The following is a 16,490-nucleotide window of genomic DNA, read 5'->3' as shown; positions in this document are numbered from 1 at the left end:
ACCGGGGACATTTCGTGCACCCGCTTTCAGGCCGGTGCCGCTCTCGGCGATTCACAACACCGGGCCGGTCATGACCGGCCCGGAGCAGGGTTCGCGTCATGACCGCGATCATCGAGCATCCGCAGGCGGTCGAAGGCCGGACCCCTTCTTCGTTGCCGCTCCGGCTCATGCTGGCGCCCGCCGGCACCTCTCCGGCCCTTGTCGACGGTGCCTGGTGGCCCCGTTCCCGCGACCTGACGGCGGAACTGCCGCCGCTGATGGCGGTACTCGATCCGCTCTGGGGCAGGATCACCCGGGTCACCGTCAACCCCACGTTCTGGCCGGTCGTCCCGCGCAAGGTGCAGGTCACCGGGCATCTGGTCCACGTCGGCTGGTTCAAGGCCGAGCAGGACCCGCACAAGCTCCTGCTGCTCTCCTACACGACCGGTCGCTGGGACCTGCTGGTGATCCCGCCGGAGACCGGCCCGGCCACAGCCGCCCGGCTGATGACCGCAGCCGCTGATCCCCTCCGGGTTCTCACCGCGAGCGGCCTGATGCGTGAGGCGGAGTTCTTCCGGATCGCGGCCGAGGCCGACTGGGACTCGACCCGGGAACTGGCCTGGGACTCCGAGGGAGGCCAGGGCACAGCGCCCCGGACGCCGGCACCCCGACGGCCCGTCCGCCCGGAAACGACCCCGTGCCTCGGGCGGACGGGTGGCAACCCATGACTGCCGATCCACGTCCCCCGGCAGCTCTCCTGCTTCTCCAGGACACTGTGGACCAGCCGGTGGTCCCGGGCAGCGCCGTACTGCGGTTGGAGACGACCTCGAACCGTGCCGGGTTCTTCGACGGTGCCTGGTGGCCCCGTTCGCGCGACATCAGAAGCCAGTTGCCCGACCTGATCGACGCGCTGACGGCCAGTCTCGGACCCATCGCACGTGTCGGCCTGGACGCGAGTGCCTGGGACGAGGTCCCGGCCCATCTCGTCGTCGGCGACCACAAGGTCCGTATCGACTGGTCCGCCGTCGACGACAGCACGATGATCATCAGCCGCGGTCACTACGACCACTTCACGTTCCTGGTCATCCCGCCGCAGACTTCCGCGGAGGCCGCACACACCGCGATGACCATGGCCGTACAGGACGACAACCGCGCCTCCGCCGAGCAGATACTCGACGCCGCCGGTATCACCCCCGCGTAGCCGGGAAGCCCTGCGCCGGCGGCCGACATGACAACGACCCCGGCAATACGCGCCGGGGCCGCCCTTTCAGGCGGTGCACGTGAGCGTGCACCAACCCACACCCCAGGCTACTCCTGGGGGAGCATCTGCGGCATAAAGTGCGAATGGTATGCACGGGCTCCCACGCGCGACAGGCCCCCGCGACTAGCCTCCGCATCATGCTGCGTATCGCCGACACCCACACCGGCCACCTCGTGGAGATCCCCGCCGCACCACGCCGCCTGCTGCGCAGCTGCGTCCATCTGCCGGCCATCGGCGAGGGGGCGGACACCGGAACCGGGATCGGCCCGGTGCACCTGCGCGTCCCGCTGATCGGTGACGTACTGGCACGCACCGCGGAGCTGAACGGCCTCCAGGTCGTCACGGTCCTCACCACTCCGGAGCTGACGCCCGACCGGTCCCGGGCACTGGACCGGGTCATGGCGGTGCTCGGCATCCATCCCCCCGTCGTCGTCGGAGCGCACCGTCCCGACGGGGCACTGGGCGGCCCCGCCGACGTACACGTGGTCGCAAATGGCACCGACCCGGACGACCTCACGGACGGGGCCCGGATCGAGGTGGCGCAGGTCGCCACGGCTCCACCGGCGGAGGGCGTTCCCGACCCGGGCCGGCTCCTCGACCCCGATCTCCCGGACACGACGGAACCGGAGACCGCCGATCCACTGGCGGTACGCCTGCTGCTGCTCGGCCGCCCCTACGCAACTCCGGTCACGGTCACCGGTCCCGCGCTCGCCGAGGCCCGGCGGACCCTGCGCGACTGGCGCCGTTCGGTCGCCGACTGGGCGCAGCAGCCGTCCAGACCGATCCCCACCGACCTGCTGCGGCAGTCGCACACGGCTCTCACCGAGAATCTCGATGTCGCCGCCGTCCTGGCACTGCTGGCCGAGGTGGCGGAGCGACCCGATGTGCCGCCGGGCGCCAAGTTCGAGACCTTCGCCCACCTCGACCGCGTCCTCGGCCTGGACCTCGCTCGCGACGTCGGCCACCAGCGCCGCCCGTAACGACCGACGGCCCCCCGAACAGGCACGCCGCCTGGACCGGAGGGCCGTCGGGCCGCACTCGCATCGCCGGACGTCGCCGGCGGGTACGGGATGTCGCGTGGATCAGATGTCGCGGAAGATCTCGATCTGCGCGCCCACGGAGTTGAGGCGCTCCGCGAGCTCCTCGTAACCCCGGTTGATGACGTACACGTTGCGCAGTACGGACGTGCCCTCCGCCGCCATCATGGCGAGCAGCACCACCACCGCGGGCCGCAGTGCGGGCGGGCACATCATCTCGGCGGCGCGCCATCGGGTCGGGCCCTCGACCAGCACCCGGTGCGGGTCCAGGAGTTGGAGCCTGCCGCCGAGGCGGTTCAGATCGGTGAGGTAGATGGCCCGGTTGTCGTAGACCCAGTCGTGGATGAGGGTCTGGCCGTGGGCCGAGGCGGCTATCGCCGCGAAGAAGGGCACATTGTCGATGTTGAGCCCGGGGAACGGCATGGGGTGGATCTTGTCGATCGGCGCCTCCAGTTTGGAGGGCCGGACCGTGAGGTCGACCAGCCGGGTACGGCCGTTGTCGGCGGCGTACTCCGTCGTACGGTCGCAGTCGACGCCCATCTCCTCAAGCACCGCGAGCTCGATCTCCAGGAACTCGATCGGCACCCGGCGTATCGTCAGTTCGGACTCCGTCACCACGGCTGCGGCGAGGAGACTCATCGCCTCGACCGGGTCCTCGGACGGGGAGTAGTCGACGTCCACGTCGATGTGCGGAACTCCGTGCACGGTCAGTGTGGTCGTGCCGATGCCGTCCACGCGTATGCCCAGTGCCTCCAGGAAGAAGCAGAGGTCCTGGACCATGTAGTTGGAGGACGCGTTGCGGATGACGGTCGTGCCGTCGTGCCGGGCGGCGGCCAGCAGCGCGTTCTCGGTCACGGTGTCGCCGCGCTCGGTCAGCACTATGGGGCGGCCGGGGGTGACCGAGTGGTCGACCTGGGCGTGGTAGATGCCCTCGGTCGCGGCGATCTCCAGGCCGAAGCGGCGCAGCGCGATCATGTGCGGCTCGATGGTCCGCGTACCGAGGTCGCAGCCGCCCGCGTACGGGAGCTTGAAGCGGTCCATGCGGTGCAGCAGCGGGCCGAGGAACATGATGATGGAACGGGTCCGGCGGGCGGCGTCCGCGTCGATGGCCGCCATGTTCAGCCGGGCGGGCGGGACGATCTCCAGATCGGTTCCCTCGTTGATCCACCGGGCCCGCACGCCGATGGAGTTCAGCACCTCCAGGAGGCGGTAGACCTCTTCGATCCGGGCCACGCGGCGCAGCACCGTACGGCCCTTGTTCAGCAACGAGGCGCAGAGCAGTGCCACGCACGCGTTCTTGCTCGTCTTGACATCGATGGAGCCCGAGAGCCGGCGGCCGCCGACCACCCGCAGATGCATGGGCCCGGCGTAGCCGAGTGACACGATCTCGCTGTCGAGTGCCTCACCGATGCGCGCGATCATCTCAAGGCTGATGTTTTGGTTGCCGCGCTCGATGCGGTTCACGGCGCTCTGGCTGGTGGCGAGCGCCTCGGCGAGCTGACTCTGTGTCCAGCCCCGGTGCTGACGGGCGTCACGGATGAGCTTGCCGATGCGTACGAGGTAATCGTCTGACATGGCGAAAGGCTATCTCAGATATGAGATGGGACCTGTGCCGGGGTGTGGTGTTCGGGTGACGCTCGGGCGTGTCGGCGCGGCAGTTGCAGGTCAGGCCGGTATGAAAAGCGCGGGTCCGGTGCGGGCCGTGCGTTCCATGGTCCACCCGGATCGCCGCGACCGCGCGCGGTGTGCGTCCGTACGGGTACGGGCGACGAAGGACGTCCGGGACACCGGCCTCCGGGGGTGGTCTGCGGGGGCCGGTGTCCCGGACGTCGTCCCTTGGTCGTAGCGTCCCGGCCGTCGCCGTACGGCCGTCGCCTTCCGGTGGTCAGTCCTCGAAGCCGCCGCTGCGCAGGATGCTGTCGATGCGGGCGCGATGCGCCGCCTCCCACGCGTCGAGGGATTCGCCGGCCTCCTTGGCCGCCTTCGTCCGCGCGTCGAGGAGCACCTGCTCGTGCCCGGCGCGGGGAACGACCACGATGCCCTCTTCGTCCGCCACCACGATGTCGCCGGCGTTCACGTCCACCCCGCCGCACCGCACGGGGCCGTTGAGCGGACCGACGGCCTTCTTGGTTCCGGGGATCGGGATGACGCCCCTGGCGAAGACGGGGAAGCCCATCTCGCGCACCTCGGCGAGGTCGCGGATCACGCCGTCGGTCACGAAAGCGGCGATGCCCCGGCGTTGGGCGACGGCACAGACGTTGCCGCCCGCGAGCGCGTAGTCCACGTCACCCGACTCGACGACGACGACGGTGCCGGGCTCCGCGCGATGGACGGCCGCGTGCAGCATGAGGTTGTCGCCCGGGGGGCACCGCACGGTGAACGCCGGGCCGGCGACCCGCGGGACCGAGGGCCACAGCGGCCGGATGCCGATGTCCATGACCTGCCCGCGCCCCAGGAGATCGGCGAGGGTGGTCGGGGAGATGTCCTTGAACTCGCTCACGTCGTTCATGTTCCTCCGTCGTCCGGATCCGCACGTCAGGTGTCGTACTGGCCGTCCCAGGGAGCGTAGAAGCCGAGTTGGTCGGGGTAGAGCTCGACCCAGTCGTCCTCGTCCTCGTCGCACTCGTCCTCGCCGCCGTCGTGGCGTTCGACGACCAGCCCGAAGAGCACGCCGTCGACCGTCAGCCGGAAGGGCCGGATCGCGATGTCCCCGTACTCGCGCCCGGGAAGACCGTCCAGGAGCGCTGTCATCCGTGACTGTGCCCGCGCCATGACGGAGTCCTCGCCAGGAGGGCGTTGCAGCTGCTCGGCCCATGTGCCCGCGCACCGGATGTCCGAGTCGACGTGCCGGCCCTCGTGGTCGAACCGGTGGAGGACGGTGTAGAGGCGCTTGTGCTCCTCCCAGCCGTCGTCGATCGTGAACCCGTCCGGGAAGGCGTAGGTGATCGAGGCCAGGAACTGTCCGTCCGCGTACCGCCCGATGGTGTCGGTGCGGTAGTCCGGCTCGTGGGCGATGGGGATGATCGCTGGGACTGCCATGGCGAAACCATAGATACGGCATCGGACTTGCCAGCAGCCGGGGCGGCGGATCCGGCCACGACCGGCCGGATCCGCCGACGGTTCTCAGGCGTTGGCCGGACCGCGCGGCTCGCGCCACATGGCCCACAGCGTCGGCCCGTCCTGCGGCAGCCGGACCTCTTCGCGCACGGTGAAGCCGAAGTGTTCGTAGAAGGGGAGGTTGGAGGCCTTGGAGGACTCCAGATAGGCGGGCAGGCCCGCCGCGTCGGCCTTGGCCAGCCCCGAGCGCAGCAGGGCGGCCCCCTGGCCCTGTCCCTGGGCGGCGGGGTCGGCGCCGATCAACGCCAGGTACCAGTGCGGTTCCTCGGGCGTGTGCTCGGCGGCCGTCTCGACGGTGTCCTTGAACAGCCCGGCCCGGTCGCCGAGGATGTTCAGCAGCTCCTCGATGGTCTCCGCGTCCGGAACGGCCTTGGCCTGCGCCTCCGGCGGCACCCAGAAGGCCACCGCGGACCCGGTGCGCTCGCACACGCTGCTGTGGACGTACTGCCGGGTGAAGATCGTGGTGAAGTAACTGACCAGCGACGCCTGGCGCGAGGAGTCGTCGGGGAAGAACGAGCGCATCATCGGGTCGTCGTCGAAGGCGAGGGCCAGGGAACGGCTGATCTGCGGGGCGTCGTCGACCGTTGCCGTTCTCGGCGTATTCGTTATCGGCATACGGACATTCTGCATTTGGTGATCTTGGACGGCGGGGCGGGGTGGCGACCGGCAGGGTGGTGAAGGACGGGGTGGTGGATCTGAGGGGGAAGCCGATGGTGACGCGGATACGCGAGCTGTACTACGACGACTACGCGAACGACTTCGGGCTCAGCGGCTTCGCCGGCACGCTGTGCTCCCGGGCGACGCTCCGCACCGACGCAGCCGTGGTGCTCGCCCTCGCCGGGGCGCAGGCGGAGGACGAGGACGACCGGCTCGGCAAGGACGTCCGGCTGCTGCTGGGTTCCCCGCTGCCGGACGAGGTGCTCCGCACCGTGTGGCTGGCCGCCGTACGGCGGTGCTTCGACCCGGCCGAGGAGGGCACGGACACCCGGTCATGGCTGCGCCGGGTCGCGGAGGTGTGTCCGCCGCGCACGCGGGAGCGCGGCCGGGTCGAGGCGGAGGTCCTGGACGAGGCGCGTCCGACGGTGCCGGAGGGGGAGCTGCGCGGGACCGTGGCGGCGGAGATCGAGTCGGCCGCGCCCGCACTCGAACGCGGCGTCGCCGTACCGGACATCGTCCCGGCACTTCTGCGGGTCGTGCGCGAGGCGGACGCCGACCTCGGACTCCGTCTGTTCCTGCGGGCCGCGAAGGCGTACTCCGTACCGATCGGGAAGGAGCAGTACGACCGGCTGCTGGGCATCGGCGACCTGCTGGCGTATCCCGGGACCGCCGTCTTCGAAGAGCTGAACGTGTGCTGGCCCCCTGTCGACCCCGGCCGGCGCGACTTCATGCTCGGGCGCTTCGGTCTGCCGCTGCTCGCAGCCGTGTTCCACGGGACGGACTGGCAGTACCTGGGCACCGTGCCGGAGAACATCCGGAGCGTCATCGGCGGCGACGGGGCATGCGCTCCGGGCTCGTACGCGGCGGTGCTGCTGGAGGACGTGCGGCGACTGCTGGACTCCGCGCTGTCCGACGAGGCGGTCACCGTGCTGTGGCGGACCGCCTCGGGACGGTCCTGCGTCGACGAGGCGTTCGACGCCGACGGGCGGAGATGGCTGGAGCAGGTCGCCCAGGCGTGCCGGGAGCGCCTGGCGGAGGTCGATCCCGTCTACACGCCCTATCTGTCCCCGGCCCGGACCGACCTGGCGGAGACCGTGCTGAGGGAGGTCCGCGAGGCCACGCGCACCGAGGCGGTCGAGGTGCGGGGCGTGGTGCGGGTGCTGGAGGAGGTGGTCACCACCGTGGACCCGGACCTGGGCTTCCGCCTGTTCCTGGAAATCCTCTTCACGTACGACGTCCCCGTGACCGACGCCCAGCGCGTGCGCTACCAGGCGCTCGCCGGACAGCTCGGATACAGCGCGGACCACCTCGACGACCAGCTGCCCCGCCGGCCGGACTGATCCGCCAGGCCACCGCCCCCACGTGCTGCCTCGGGATCGCGCGGGGCACTGTCGCAGCCTTGCTGCCCGACCCGCGGCGCGGGAGATCGGTGGCGCCCGCGCATGACCGTGCGACGGTGATGTACTAGAGTTATCTCGACATCGAGATATATGCCGAAGGCGCACCGTAGTCCGCCAGCCGGTAAGGGTTACCTAACTAAGCCTTACCTTAGCGGATGGTCGAGGGGCCGTAGGCGGCACCACGCGGCGCCCGCCGTAATGAGGCGCGGCGCGGAGTACGCGCACATTGATGAAGGAGACTGTCGTGTCGGCGAACAGCTTCGACGCCCGCAGCACGCTGCGCGTGGGCGACGAGTCGTACGAGATCTTCAAGCTGGACAAGGTCGAGGGCTCCGCGCGCCTCCCTTACAGCCTGAAGGTGCTGCTGGAGAACCTGCTCCGCACCGAGGACGGCGCGAACATCACCGCCGATCACATCCGGGCGCTCGGTGGCTGGGACTCCCAGGCACAGCCCAGCCAGGAGATCCAGTTCACGCCGGCCCGCGTGATCATGCAGGACTTCACCGGTGTGCCGTGCGTCGTGGACCTCGCCACCATGCGTGAGGCCGTCAAGGAGCTGGGCGGCGACCCGGCCAAGATCAACCCCCTCGCCCCGGCCGAGCTGGTCATCGACCACTCCGTCATCGCCGACAAGTTCGGCACCAACGACGCGTTCGCGCAGAACGTCGAGCTGGAGTACGGCCGCAACAAGGAGCGCTACCAGTTCCTGCGCTGGGGCCAGACCGCCTTCGACGAGTTCAAGGTCGTCCCCCCGGGCACCGGCATCGTCCACCAGGTCAACATCGAGCACCTGGCCCGTACGGTCATGGTCCGGGGCGGCCAGGCGTACCCCGACACCCTCGTCGGCACTGACTCGCACACCACCATGGTCAACGGCCTCGGTGTGCTGGGCTGGGGCGTCGGTGGCATCGAGGCCGAGGCCGCGATGCTCGGCCAGCCGGTCTCCATGCTCATCCCGCGCGTCGTCGGCTTCAAGCTGACCGGCGAGCTCCCGGCCGGCACCACCGCCACCGACCTGGTGCTGACCATCACCGAGATGCTCCGCAAGCACGGTGTCGTCGGCAAGTTCGTCGAGTTCTACGGTGAGGGCGTCGCCGCCACCTCCCTCGCGAACCGCGCCACCATCGGCAACATGTCGCCGGAGTTCGGCTCCACCGCCGCGATCTTCCCGATCGACGACGAGACGCTGAAGTACCTGCGTCTGACCGGCCGTGACGAGCAGCAGGTCGCGCTCGTCGAGGCGTACGCCAAGGAGCAGGGCCTCTGGCTCGACCCGGCCGCCGAGCCGGACTTCTCCGAGAAGCTGGAGCTGGACCTGTCGACGGTCGTCCCGTCGATCGCCGGCCCGAAGCGCCCGCAGGACCGCATCGTCCTCGCGAACGCCAAGACGCAGTTCGCCCAGGACGTGCGCAACTACGTCTCGGACGACGAGGAGGCGGGCAAGGAGTCCTTCCCGGCCTCCGACTCCCCGGCCGCCCACAACGGCGTCCCGTCGAACCCGACCACGGTCACGGCCCCCGACGGCACGACGTACGAGATCGACCACGGCGCCGTCACCGTCGCCGCGATCACCTCCTGCACCAACACCTCGAACCCCTACGTCATGGTCGCCGCGGCGCTCGTGGCGAAGAAGGCGGTCGAGAAGGGCCTGACCCGCAAGCCGTGGGTCAAGACCACTCTCGCCCCGGGCTCGAAGGTCGTCACCGACTACTTCGACAAGGCGGGCCTGACCCCGTACCTCGACAAGGTCGGCTTCAACCTCGTCGGCTACGGCTGCACCACCTGCATCGGCAACTCCGGCCCGCTGCCGGAGGAGGTCTCCAAGGCGGTCAACGAGCACGACCTGGCCGTGACCTCGGTGCTCTCCGGCAACCGCAACTTCGAGGGCCGGATCAACCCCGACGTCAAGATGAACTACCTGGCGTCCCCGCCGCTGGTCGTCGCGTACGCCATCGCCGGTTCGATGAAGGTGGACATCACCAAGGACGCCCTGGGCATCGACCAGGACGGCAAGCCGGTCTACCTCACCGACATCTGGCCCACCGAGGCCGAGGTGAACGACGTCGTCGCCAACTCCATCGGCGAGGACATGTTCAACAAGTCCTACCAGGACGTCTTCGCGGGCGACGCCCAGTGGCAGGCGCTGTCGATCCCGACCGGCAACACCTTCGAGTGGGACCCGCAGTCCACCTACGTGCGCAAGCCCCCGTACTTCGAGGGCATGACGATGGAGACGACCCCGGTCGCCGACATCACCGGCGCCCGGGTGCTCGCCAAGCTGGGCGACTCGGTCACCACCGACCACATCTCCCCGGCCGGTGCGATCAAGGCCGACACCCCGGCCGGCAAGTACCTCACGGAGCACGGCGTCGACCGCCGTGACTTCAACTCCTACGGCTCGCGCCGAGGCAACCACGAGGTCATGATCCGCGGCACCTTCGCCAACATCCGCCTGCGCAACCAGATCGCCCCGGGCACCGAGGGCGGCTTCACTCGCGACTTCACCCAGGCGGACGCCCCGGTGTCGTTCATCTACGACGCCTCGCAGAACTACCAGGCCGCCGGCACCCCGCTGGTCATCCTGGCGGGCAAGGAGTACGGCTCCGGCTCGTCCCGCGACTGGGCCGCCAAGGGCACCGCGCTCCTCGGCGTCAAGGCCGTCATCGCCGAGTCCTACGAGCGCATCCACCGCTCGAACCTCATCGGCATGGGCGTCCTCCCGCTCCAGTTCCCGGAGGGCGCGACCGCCGAGTCCCTCGGCCTGACCGGCGAGGAGTCCTTCTCCTTCACCGGCGTGACCGAGCTGAACAACGGCACCACGCCGCGCACGGTCAAGGTGACCACCGACACCGGTGTGGAGTTCGACGCGGTCGTCCGCATCGACACCCCCGGTGAGGCGGACTACTACCGCAACGGCGGCATCATGCAGTACGTGCTCCGCAACCTGATCCGCAAGTAGCCGATCCGGCAGGGCAGTGGGCCGTACCTCTTCGCAGGACGAAGGGGTACGGCCCTTTCCCGTACCGGCTCACCGTCGCGCGGTCACCGTCAGAGCGACTTGGGCGAGGTGTAGCCGACGACGTACTTCGCCAGCGCCGACTGCTTGGTGTTCTTGTAGTTGAGCTTCTCGCTGGAGTTGCCCTCGACCGAGAAGTACGCCTTGTACTTGGTGCTGTACGCGGTGATGACACCGACGTGGTCGATGATGCCGTCCCCCTTCCAGTCGTAGCTGACGACATCACCCTTCTTCGGTACGTAGGGGTTCTTCTTCCTGGCCACCTCGGCGCGGGTGTGCCAGGTGTGGTTGGTGCGTCCGTAGCTGCGGAAGGAAGCGGCCGCCGCGTTGATCCCCGTCACCTTCGCGCCGCCCCAGTACCAGGTGTACTTCGCGAAGTCGGAGCACCAGGCGCGGGACTTCCACTTCACGGGCGTCCAGGTCTTGGTGCCCTTGACGTACATGTAGCCCTTGCTCGTGCCGCAGGTGGCGCGGTTGGTGCCGGTGCGCGGGGCCTTCGTGCCGTCGAAGCGGCGGTTGCGCGGGTCGGTCCAGAAGCCGGTGTAGAAGTTGCAGTTGTTCTTGGCGTTGACGCCGTTGGCCGCGCCCTCGTACTTGCGCTTCTTCACCTCGGCGTTCTTGCTGGTGTACTGACCGAGCGCCTGCGCGGCTATCTTGTTGCCGAGCGCGCTGGCAGCACTGACCGTACTGGCCGAAGCGGCCGTGCCGGCCGTGTCGGGCTGGACGGCGGTCGCGGGGTACGTCGTGACCCCCAGGGTGAGCACGGTGCCGAGTCCGGCCGTCGCCAGGGCATGACGGATACGCATTTCTGCTCCTTGAGATCGGGTTGCTGTCCTGCTGCGCGGCAGGTGGGTCCCCGGCTGCCGGATGCGCTGTCTTCTCCGGTAGCCCGTTCCCGAACCTGTCCGGCGGGATGGACATCACCGTGCTCGGGCGACCCTGTCGCAACCTTGGAAAGAGCTTGAAACAGCTGCTCCGAGCTCTTGGCCTCGGTCTAGGATCGCGCCCGGGGGGTGGGTGGCGTGGCCGTGGAATTCCGCGTGCTCGGAGGGGTCGAGGCCTGTGCCGACGGCCACCGGCTGGACCTGGGGCCCGCACGGCAGCAGCGCGTCCTCGCCGTGCTGCTGCTCGAAGCCGGCCAAGTGGTCACGGCGGACGCACTCGTGGACCGGGTCTGGGGCGAGCACGCCCCGCAGCGCGCCCGGCCGACGCTCTACAGCTACCTCTCCAGGCTGCGCAACGCGTTACGCACCCCGGGCCAGGACGCGCTGATCGCACGGCGGTCGGGCGGATACGTACTGACCGTCGCCGCCACCGACGCCGACCTGCACCGCTTCCGGGCCCTGTCCGCCAGGGCCAGGGCCACCGCGCACGCGGGGGACGAGCCGGCGGCGGCACGCCTCTTCGAGGAGGCCCTCGCGAACTGGCAGGGCGAGCTGTGCCCCGGCATGGACACCCCGTGGTTCAACTCCCGGCGCGAGGCGGCGCAGGTCGAACGCCTCGCCACCGTGCTGGACTGGAGCGATCTCCAGCTGCGCCGCGGGATCCACACCGAGCTGGTGAGCGTGCTGGCCCCGCTCGCCGAGGACAACCCGCTGGACGAACGGCTCGCCGGACAGCTGATGCTCGCCCTGTACCGGGGCGGGCGCCCCGCCGACGCCCTCAACCACTACCAGGAGCTGCGCCGTCGTCTCGTCGAGGAGCTGGGCATCGACCCGGCACCGCCACTGCGGGGCCTGCACCAGCAGATCCTGATCTCGGATCCGCGGCTCGCCCCGCCGGCCCGCGACACCGCGCCCGCCCCGGCGCCCGCCACGACGACGCAGACCACGACGACACACCCAAGACAACTGCCCGCTCCGCCACCCCTGCTGGCCGGCCGGGACAGCGAACTGGTCGGCCTGGACAAACTGTTGGCGCCGCAGGGCGAACCGCACGGCGGGACCGTGCTGATCGCGGTGATCTGCGGCACCGGCGGCGTCGGCAAGACCTCGCTGGCACTGCGCTGGGCCCATGGCTGGCAGGAGCGCTTCCCCGACGGTCAGCTCTTCGCGGATCTGCAGGGCTTCACCCTCTCCGGTGAACCCGCCGACCCGTACGCGGTCATGCGCGGATTCCTGGAAGCCCTCGGCGCCGACCCCGGGAGCCTTCCCGCCACCCCCCAGGCCCAGGCCGCGCTGTACCGGAGCCTCACGGCAGGCCGGCGCCTGCTCATCGTGCTCGACAACGCCCGGGACACCGACCAGGTGGTGCCCCTGCTGCCCGGCAGCCCCAGCTGTACGGTCCTGATCACGAGCCGCCACCGGCTGCCCGGCCTCGCCGCCTCCCACGGCGCCGCCCAGCTCACCCTGGAGACGCTCGACCCCGCCGAGGCGCGCGACCTGCTCGTCCGCCGCCTCGGCTCCGACCGGATCGCCGCGGAACCCGGGGCGGCGACGGAGCTCCTCCGCCACTGCGCCGGGCTCCCCATCGCCATCAGCGTCCTCGCCGCCCGCCTCACCACCGACCCGATGCTCACCCTGATCGCCCTGGCGGCCGAACTCCGGGAAGCGGCGACCCCGCTGGACGCCCTGGCGACGGGCGAACCGAACGGCGACATGCGGATCGTCTTCGCCTCCTCCTATCTCGCACTCGACGCCGATTCCGCCCGGGTCTTCCGGCAGTTCGCCCAGGCCCCCGGGGCGGACATCGGCCTGCCCGCCGCCGCCAGCCTCACCGGCCTGCCGCTTCCCCGCCTCCGTACCCGGCTGCACCGTCTCCAGGCCCACCACCTCGTCCAGGAACGCGTCCCCGGCCGCTTCACCTGCCACGACCTGCTGCGCGCGTACGCCCTGGAGATGACGGAGGCCGTCGCCCCGGCCGGGGAGGCGGAGGCGGCACTCACCCGCGTACTCGACCACTACGCGCACACCGCGTACGAGGCCGACCGGCTCCTGCTCCCGCACCGCGACCCGCTCGCGCCGGCGACGCCGGCGGACGGCACACGCCTTGAGGAATTCACCGACGCCGACCGGGCCACGGCGTGGTTCGCGAGCGAGCACACCGTGCTGACCGCGGCCGTCAATCACGCGGTACGCACCGGACACGATGCCCAGGCATGGCGGATGGCCTGGGCGATCACCACCTTCCTCGCCCGCCGGGCGTGGTGGGTCGACGTCACCGCCGTGCACAGCACCGCGCTGGCCGCCGCGGTGCGCCTCGGGGATCCGGCCGCCCAGGCGGAGTCCCGCCGCGCGCTCGCCTGGGCCTGCACGGAGACCGGGCGCTTCGCAGAGGCCCACCAGGAACTGGCCCACGCGCTGGCCCTCGCGGAGAGACACGGCGACCTCCTCTCCGCCGCCCACACCCACCTCGCCCTCGGCTGGCAGTACGAGCGCGAGGGCGACAACGCCGCCGCGCTGCGCCACGACCGCAGCGCCGTCGAGTACTTCACCTCGGCCGGAAACCTCCCCGGACGGGCCCGCGCCCTGAACGCCGTGGCCTGGGACCACACCCAGCTCGGGGACCACGAGGCGTCGGTACGCCGCTGCCAGGAGGCGCTGGTGATCCAGCGGGAACTGGGCGACGAACGAGGCCGGGCCGGCACCTGGGACACCCTCGGCTACGCCTACCACCGCCTCGGCGAACACGCGAGGGCCGTCGACTGCTACCAGCACAGCCTGGACCTCAACCGCGCACTGGGGCACCGCTACAACGAGGCCGAGACGCTGGTCCATCTGAGCCAGGCCCACTGTGCGACCGAAGCCGTCGAATCGGCCAGGGCCGCCCTGCACGAGGCCCTCCGCATCTACCTCGACATCCACGCGCTCAACCCCGAGGTGAACCAGGTCCGCGCACTCCTGCGCGACCTCGGCGGCCCACCGGCCCCGGAATCGAGTTGACCGGCGAGGGCCCGGACCGGTCGTATGAACCCGGCCGACAACCGTCGCCACCCCGACCCCCGAAGGGTGCTCATGCGGCCGGGCAAGATGCATGCCGACGAACCGGACTTCGACGAACCCCTCGTACACCGGCTGATCGCCTCGCAGTTCCCGGACTGGGCCGGACTGCCCGCCGAACCGGTCACCCCCGTGGGCACCTCCAACGCCATGTACCGGCTCGGCGAGGACCTGGTGATGCGGCTGCCCCGTACGGCGGGGGCCGCCGGCGACGTGGCGAAGGAACAGCGCTGGCTGCCGTGGCTCGCCCCGTCGCTTCCCGCCGCGATCCCCGTGCCCCTGGGCGCAGGCGTGCCCGCGGAGGGCTACCCCTGGCACTGGTCGGTCTTCCGGTGGCTCGACGGCGCGAACCCGGTGGTCGGGGAGATCCCCGAACCCGGCCTGCTCGCCACGGACTTGGCGGACTTCGTCACCGCGCTGCACCGAATCGACCCCGGCGACGGGCCGCCCTCCTTCCGCAGCGAGCCCCTGACCGCCCGCGACGCCACGACGCGCGCCGCGCTCGCGGAACTGCACGAGACCGTGGACACCGGCGCGGCGCTCACCGTGTGGGAGGCGGCGCTGGGTGCCTCCGCCCCGACCGGTCCCGCCGTCTGGATCCACGCGGATCTGCAACCCGGCAACCTGCTGCTCGCGAACGGACGGCTCAGCGCCGTCATCGACTTCGGCTGCATGGGACTGGGCGACGCCGCCGTCGACCTGATCGCGGCGTGGTACCTGCTGCCGGCGCAGGCGCGCGGAACCTTCCGTACCGCCCTGAACGCCGATGACGCGGCCTGGGCGCGCGGGCGTGGCTGGGCGCTGTCGACCGCGCTCGGCGAACTGCGCTACTACCGGGAGTCGAATCCGGCCATGGCGGCGATCGCCCGGCACGTCATCCGCGAAGTCCTCACCGACGGCGGATCCGCTTGATGAGTGCAGCCCTTCGAGTCGGGCGTGTCGGCCGTGGTTGTCGCTCTACCGCTTGACGCTCTGCACGAAGGCCGCCCAGACCGGTGCACGGAAGGGCAGGACCGGGCTGTTGGTGAGTTTGGTGTCGCGTACGGGCACGAAGCCGGGGACGTTGTCGGTGACCTCGACGCAGCTTCCGCCATCTCGAACAGTCCGATGTACCTACCCGAGCAGAACACCCGGTCGCCCAGCTCGGTCTGGGACATCCCGGCGGCCTCACGCAAGCGGCGCAACTCGGAGCCGTAGAAGGAACGGGCGTCGGCTACGGATCGAGATCCTTGGGCTGCGGCATAGGCCGCAATGTAACGGCGCGCGCACGCACCGGACCGGGAATCGGGGAATGCGCCACCCGTAGGTGTCCACCGCCGCCCCGGCCCCCGGGGGCGAGCCGCACCCCGCCGCCGACCCGGTGGAATGCGATCGTGGGCCCGCGGGTTCACAGAGCGACATCGGCACAGAAAGAGCGGAATCATCATGGGCGAGCTGATCCTGATCCGGCACGGCGAGACGGAGTGGTCGCGGTCCGGGCAGCACACGAGCTACACCGATCTGCCGCTGACCGCCTTCGGGGAACGGCAGGCCCGAGCGCTCGCGCCGCTGCTCACCGACCGGCGGATCGCGCTCACCCTCGTCTCTCCCGCCGTACGCGCCCGGCGCACCGCCGAGCTCGCCGGGCTCGCAGCGCCCCGCATCACACCCGAGCTGCGCGAGTGGGACTACGGCGGCTACGAAGGGGTGACCACCGTCGAGATCCGCCGGACCCGCCCCGAGTGGAATCTCTGGACGGACGGGGTCGCCCCCGGACCCGAGGCGCACCCCGGTGAAACCCCGGCCGAGGTCGGGGCGCGCGCCGACCGGGTGCTGGCCGAAGTCGCGGAGGCGGCCGGGCGGGACGAGGACGAGGACATCGCGCTGGTCGCGCACTCGCATTTCCTGCGTGTGCTCACCGCCCGCTACCTCGGTCTGACGCCGGCCGAGGGCACGCTGTTCCAGCTCGCCACGGGGGCCGTCTCCCGGCTCGGCACCGAGCACGGGAAGCCGGTCATCACCGCGTGGAATGTGACATTGCCGGAGAGCCTGTTTCCCCGGGCCGTTCCGGAGGCCCCGGAACGGGACTGAGCGCACCGACGGCCG

General features: G+C 70.6%; 14 protein-coding genes. 8 read left to right on the top strand and 6 right to left on the bottom strand.

All coding sequences use genetic code 11. The annotated features are described in order from the left end of the window. The first annotated feature begins 98 nt into the window (after window positions 1–98). The 3 genes from ACFV8T_RS16935 (at window position 99) to ACFV8T_RS16925 (ending at window position 2,220) form a co-directional block, all read left to right on the top strand. Window positions 99–707, top strand: coding sequence for a DUF5994 family protein (locus tag ACFV8T_RS16935; protein ID WP_385328173.1), 609 nt, complete (start codon window positions 99–101; stop codon window positions 705–707). Further along, window positions 704–1,180 carry a DUF5994 family protein gene (locus ACFV8T_RS16930; protein WP_385328172.1) on the top strand — a complete coding sequence of 159 codons (477 nt, stop codon included), beginning with the start codon at window positions 704–706 and terminating at the stop codon, window positions 1,178–1,180. The genes ACFV8T_RS16935 and ACFV8T_RS16930 overlap by 4 nt, the downstream gene beginning before the upstream one ends. 197 nt (window positions 1,181–1,377) lie before the next feature. Continuing rightward, window positions 1,378–2,220, top strand: a complete 843-nt coding sequence (locus tag ACFV8T_RS16925) for a hypothetical protein (RefSeq protein WP_385328170.1) — start codon at window positions 1,378–1,380, stop codon at window positions 2,218–2,220. 102 nt (window positions 2,221–2,322) lie between these two features. On the opposite strand, the gene ACFV8T_RS16920 is transcribed toward ACFV8T_RS16925, so the two are convergent. The 4 genes from ACFV8T_RS16920 to ACFV8T_RS16905 all read right to left on the bottom strand — a co-directional run bounded on the left by ACFV8T_RS16920 (window position 2,323) and on the right by ACFV8T_RS16905 (window position 6,009). After that, window positions 2,323–3,852, bottom strand: a complete 1,530-nt coding sequence (locus ACFV8T_RS16920; RefSeq protein ID WP_385328168.1) for a helix-turn-helix domain-containing protein — start codon at window positions 3,850–3,852, stop codon at window positions 2,323–2,325. Window positions 3,853–4,162: 310 nt separating this feature from the next. After that, window positions 4,163–4,786 (bottom strand): RraA family protein, encoded by a 624-nt coding sequence (locus tag ACFV8T_RS16915; protein ID WP_385328167.1) that lies wholly within the window; start codon window positions 4,784–4,786, stop codon window positions 4,163–4,165. A 26-nt stretch (window positions 4,787–4,812) separates the two neighbouring features. After that, window positions 4,813–5,316 (bottom strand): hypothetical protein, encoded by a 504-nt coding sequence (locus tag ACFV8T_RS16910; protein ID WP_385328165.1) that lies wholly within the window; start codon window positions 5,314–5,316, stop codon window positions 4,813–4,815. Between the two features lie 84 nt (window positions 5,317–5,400). Continuing rightward, the gene (locus tag ACFV8T_RS16905; protein ID WP_385328163.1) at window positions 5,401–6,009 is read right to left on the bottom strand and encodes a GNAT family N-acetyltransferase; all 609 of its coding nucleotides are present in this window, start codon (window positions 6,007–6,009) and stop codon (window positions 5,401–5,403) included. A gap of 41 nt (window positions 6,010–6,050) precedes the next feature. On the opposite strand from ACFV8T_RS16905, the gene ACFV8T_RS16900 reads away from it, so the two are divergent. Beyond that, window positions 6,051–7,391: a hypothetical protein gene (locus tag ACFV8T_RS16900; protein WP_385328162.1), complete on the top strand. Its 1,341-nt coding sequence runs from the start codon at window positions 6,051–6,053 to the stop codon at window positions 7,389–7,391. 304 nt (window positions 7,392–7,695) lie between these two features. Beyond that, window positions 7,696–10,410 (top strand): aconitate hydratase AcnA, encoded by a 2,715-nt coding sequence (gene acnA, locus ACFV8T_RS16895; RefSeq protein ID WP_385328160.1) that lies wholly within the window; start codon window positions 7,696–7,698, stop codon window positions 10,408–10,410. Window positions 10,411–10,499: 89 nt separating this feature from the next. Here acnA and ACFV8T_RS16890 read toward each other — a convergent pair whose 3' ends face one another. Continuing rightward, the gene (locus ACFV8T_RS16890) at window positions 10,500–11,273 is read right to left on the bottom strand and encodes a CHAP domain-containing protein (RefSeq protein ID WP_385328158.1); all 774 of its coding nucleotides are present in this window, start codon (window positions 11,271–11,273) and stop codon (window positions 10,500–10,502) included. Between the two features lie 216 nt (window positions 11,274–11,489). Between ACFV8T_RS16890 and ACFV8T_RS16885 the strand changes: the two genes are divergently transcribed. Together ACFV8T_RS16885 and ACFV8T_RS16880 are read left to right on the top strand one after the other, a co-directional pair. Then, complete coding sequence (locus tag ACFV8T_RS16885) at window positions 11,490–14,348, top strand: BTAD domain-containing putative transcriptional regulator (protein WP_385328157.1); 2,859 nt, start codon at window positions 11,490–11,492, stop codon at window positions 14,346–14,348. A gap of 24 nt (window positions 14,349–14,372) precedes the next feature. Continuing rightward, window positions 14,373–15,317, top strand: coding sequence for an aminoglycoside phosphotransferase family protein (locus ACFV8T_RS16880; RefSeq protein ID WP_385328156.1), 945 nt, complete (start codon window positions 14,373–14,375; stop codon window positions 15,315–15,317). A 45-nt stretch (window positions 15,318–15,362) separates the two neighbouring features. On the opposite strand, the gene ACFV8T_RS16875 is transcribed toward ACFV8T_RS16880, so the two are convergent. Further along, entirely contained in the window at window positions 15,363–15,455 is a 93-nt protein-coding gene (locus tag ACFV8T_RS16875; protein WP_385328154.1) for a DUF397 domain-containing protein, read from the bottom strand. A 375-nt stretch (window positions 15,456–15,830) separates the two neighbouring features. Between ACFV8T_RS16875 and ACFV8T_RS16870 the strand changes: the two genes are divergently transcribed. Then, on the top strand, window positions 15,831–16,475 hold the full coding sequence (locus tag ACFV8T_RS16870) for a histidine phosphatase family protein (protein ID WP_351256717.1): 645 nt from the start codon (window positions 15,831–15,833) through the stop codon (window positions 16,473–16,475). The last annotated feature ends 15 nt before the right edge of the window (window positions 16,476–16,490 follow it).

The sequence above is a fragment of the Streptomyces sp. NPDC059832 genome, assembly GCF_042731715.1.
Lineage (GTDB): Bacteria > Actinomycetota > Actinomycetes > Streptomycetales > Streptomycetaceae > Streptomyces.
This window is presented reverse-complemented; position numbering and strand designations above follow the sequence as displayed.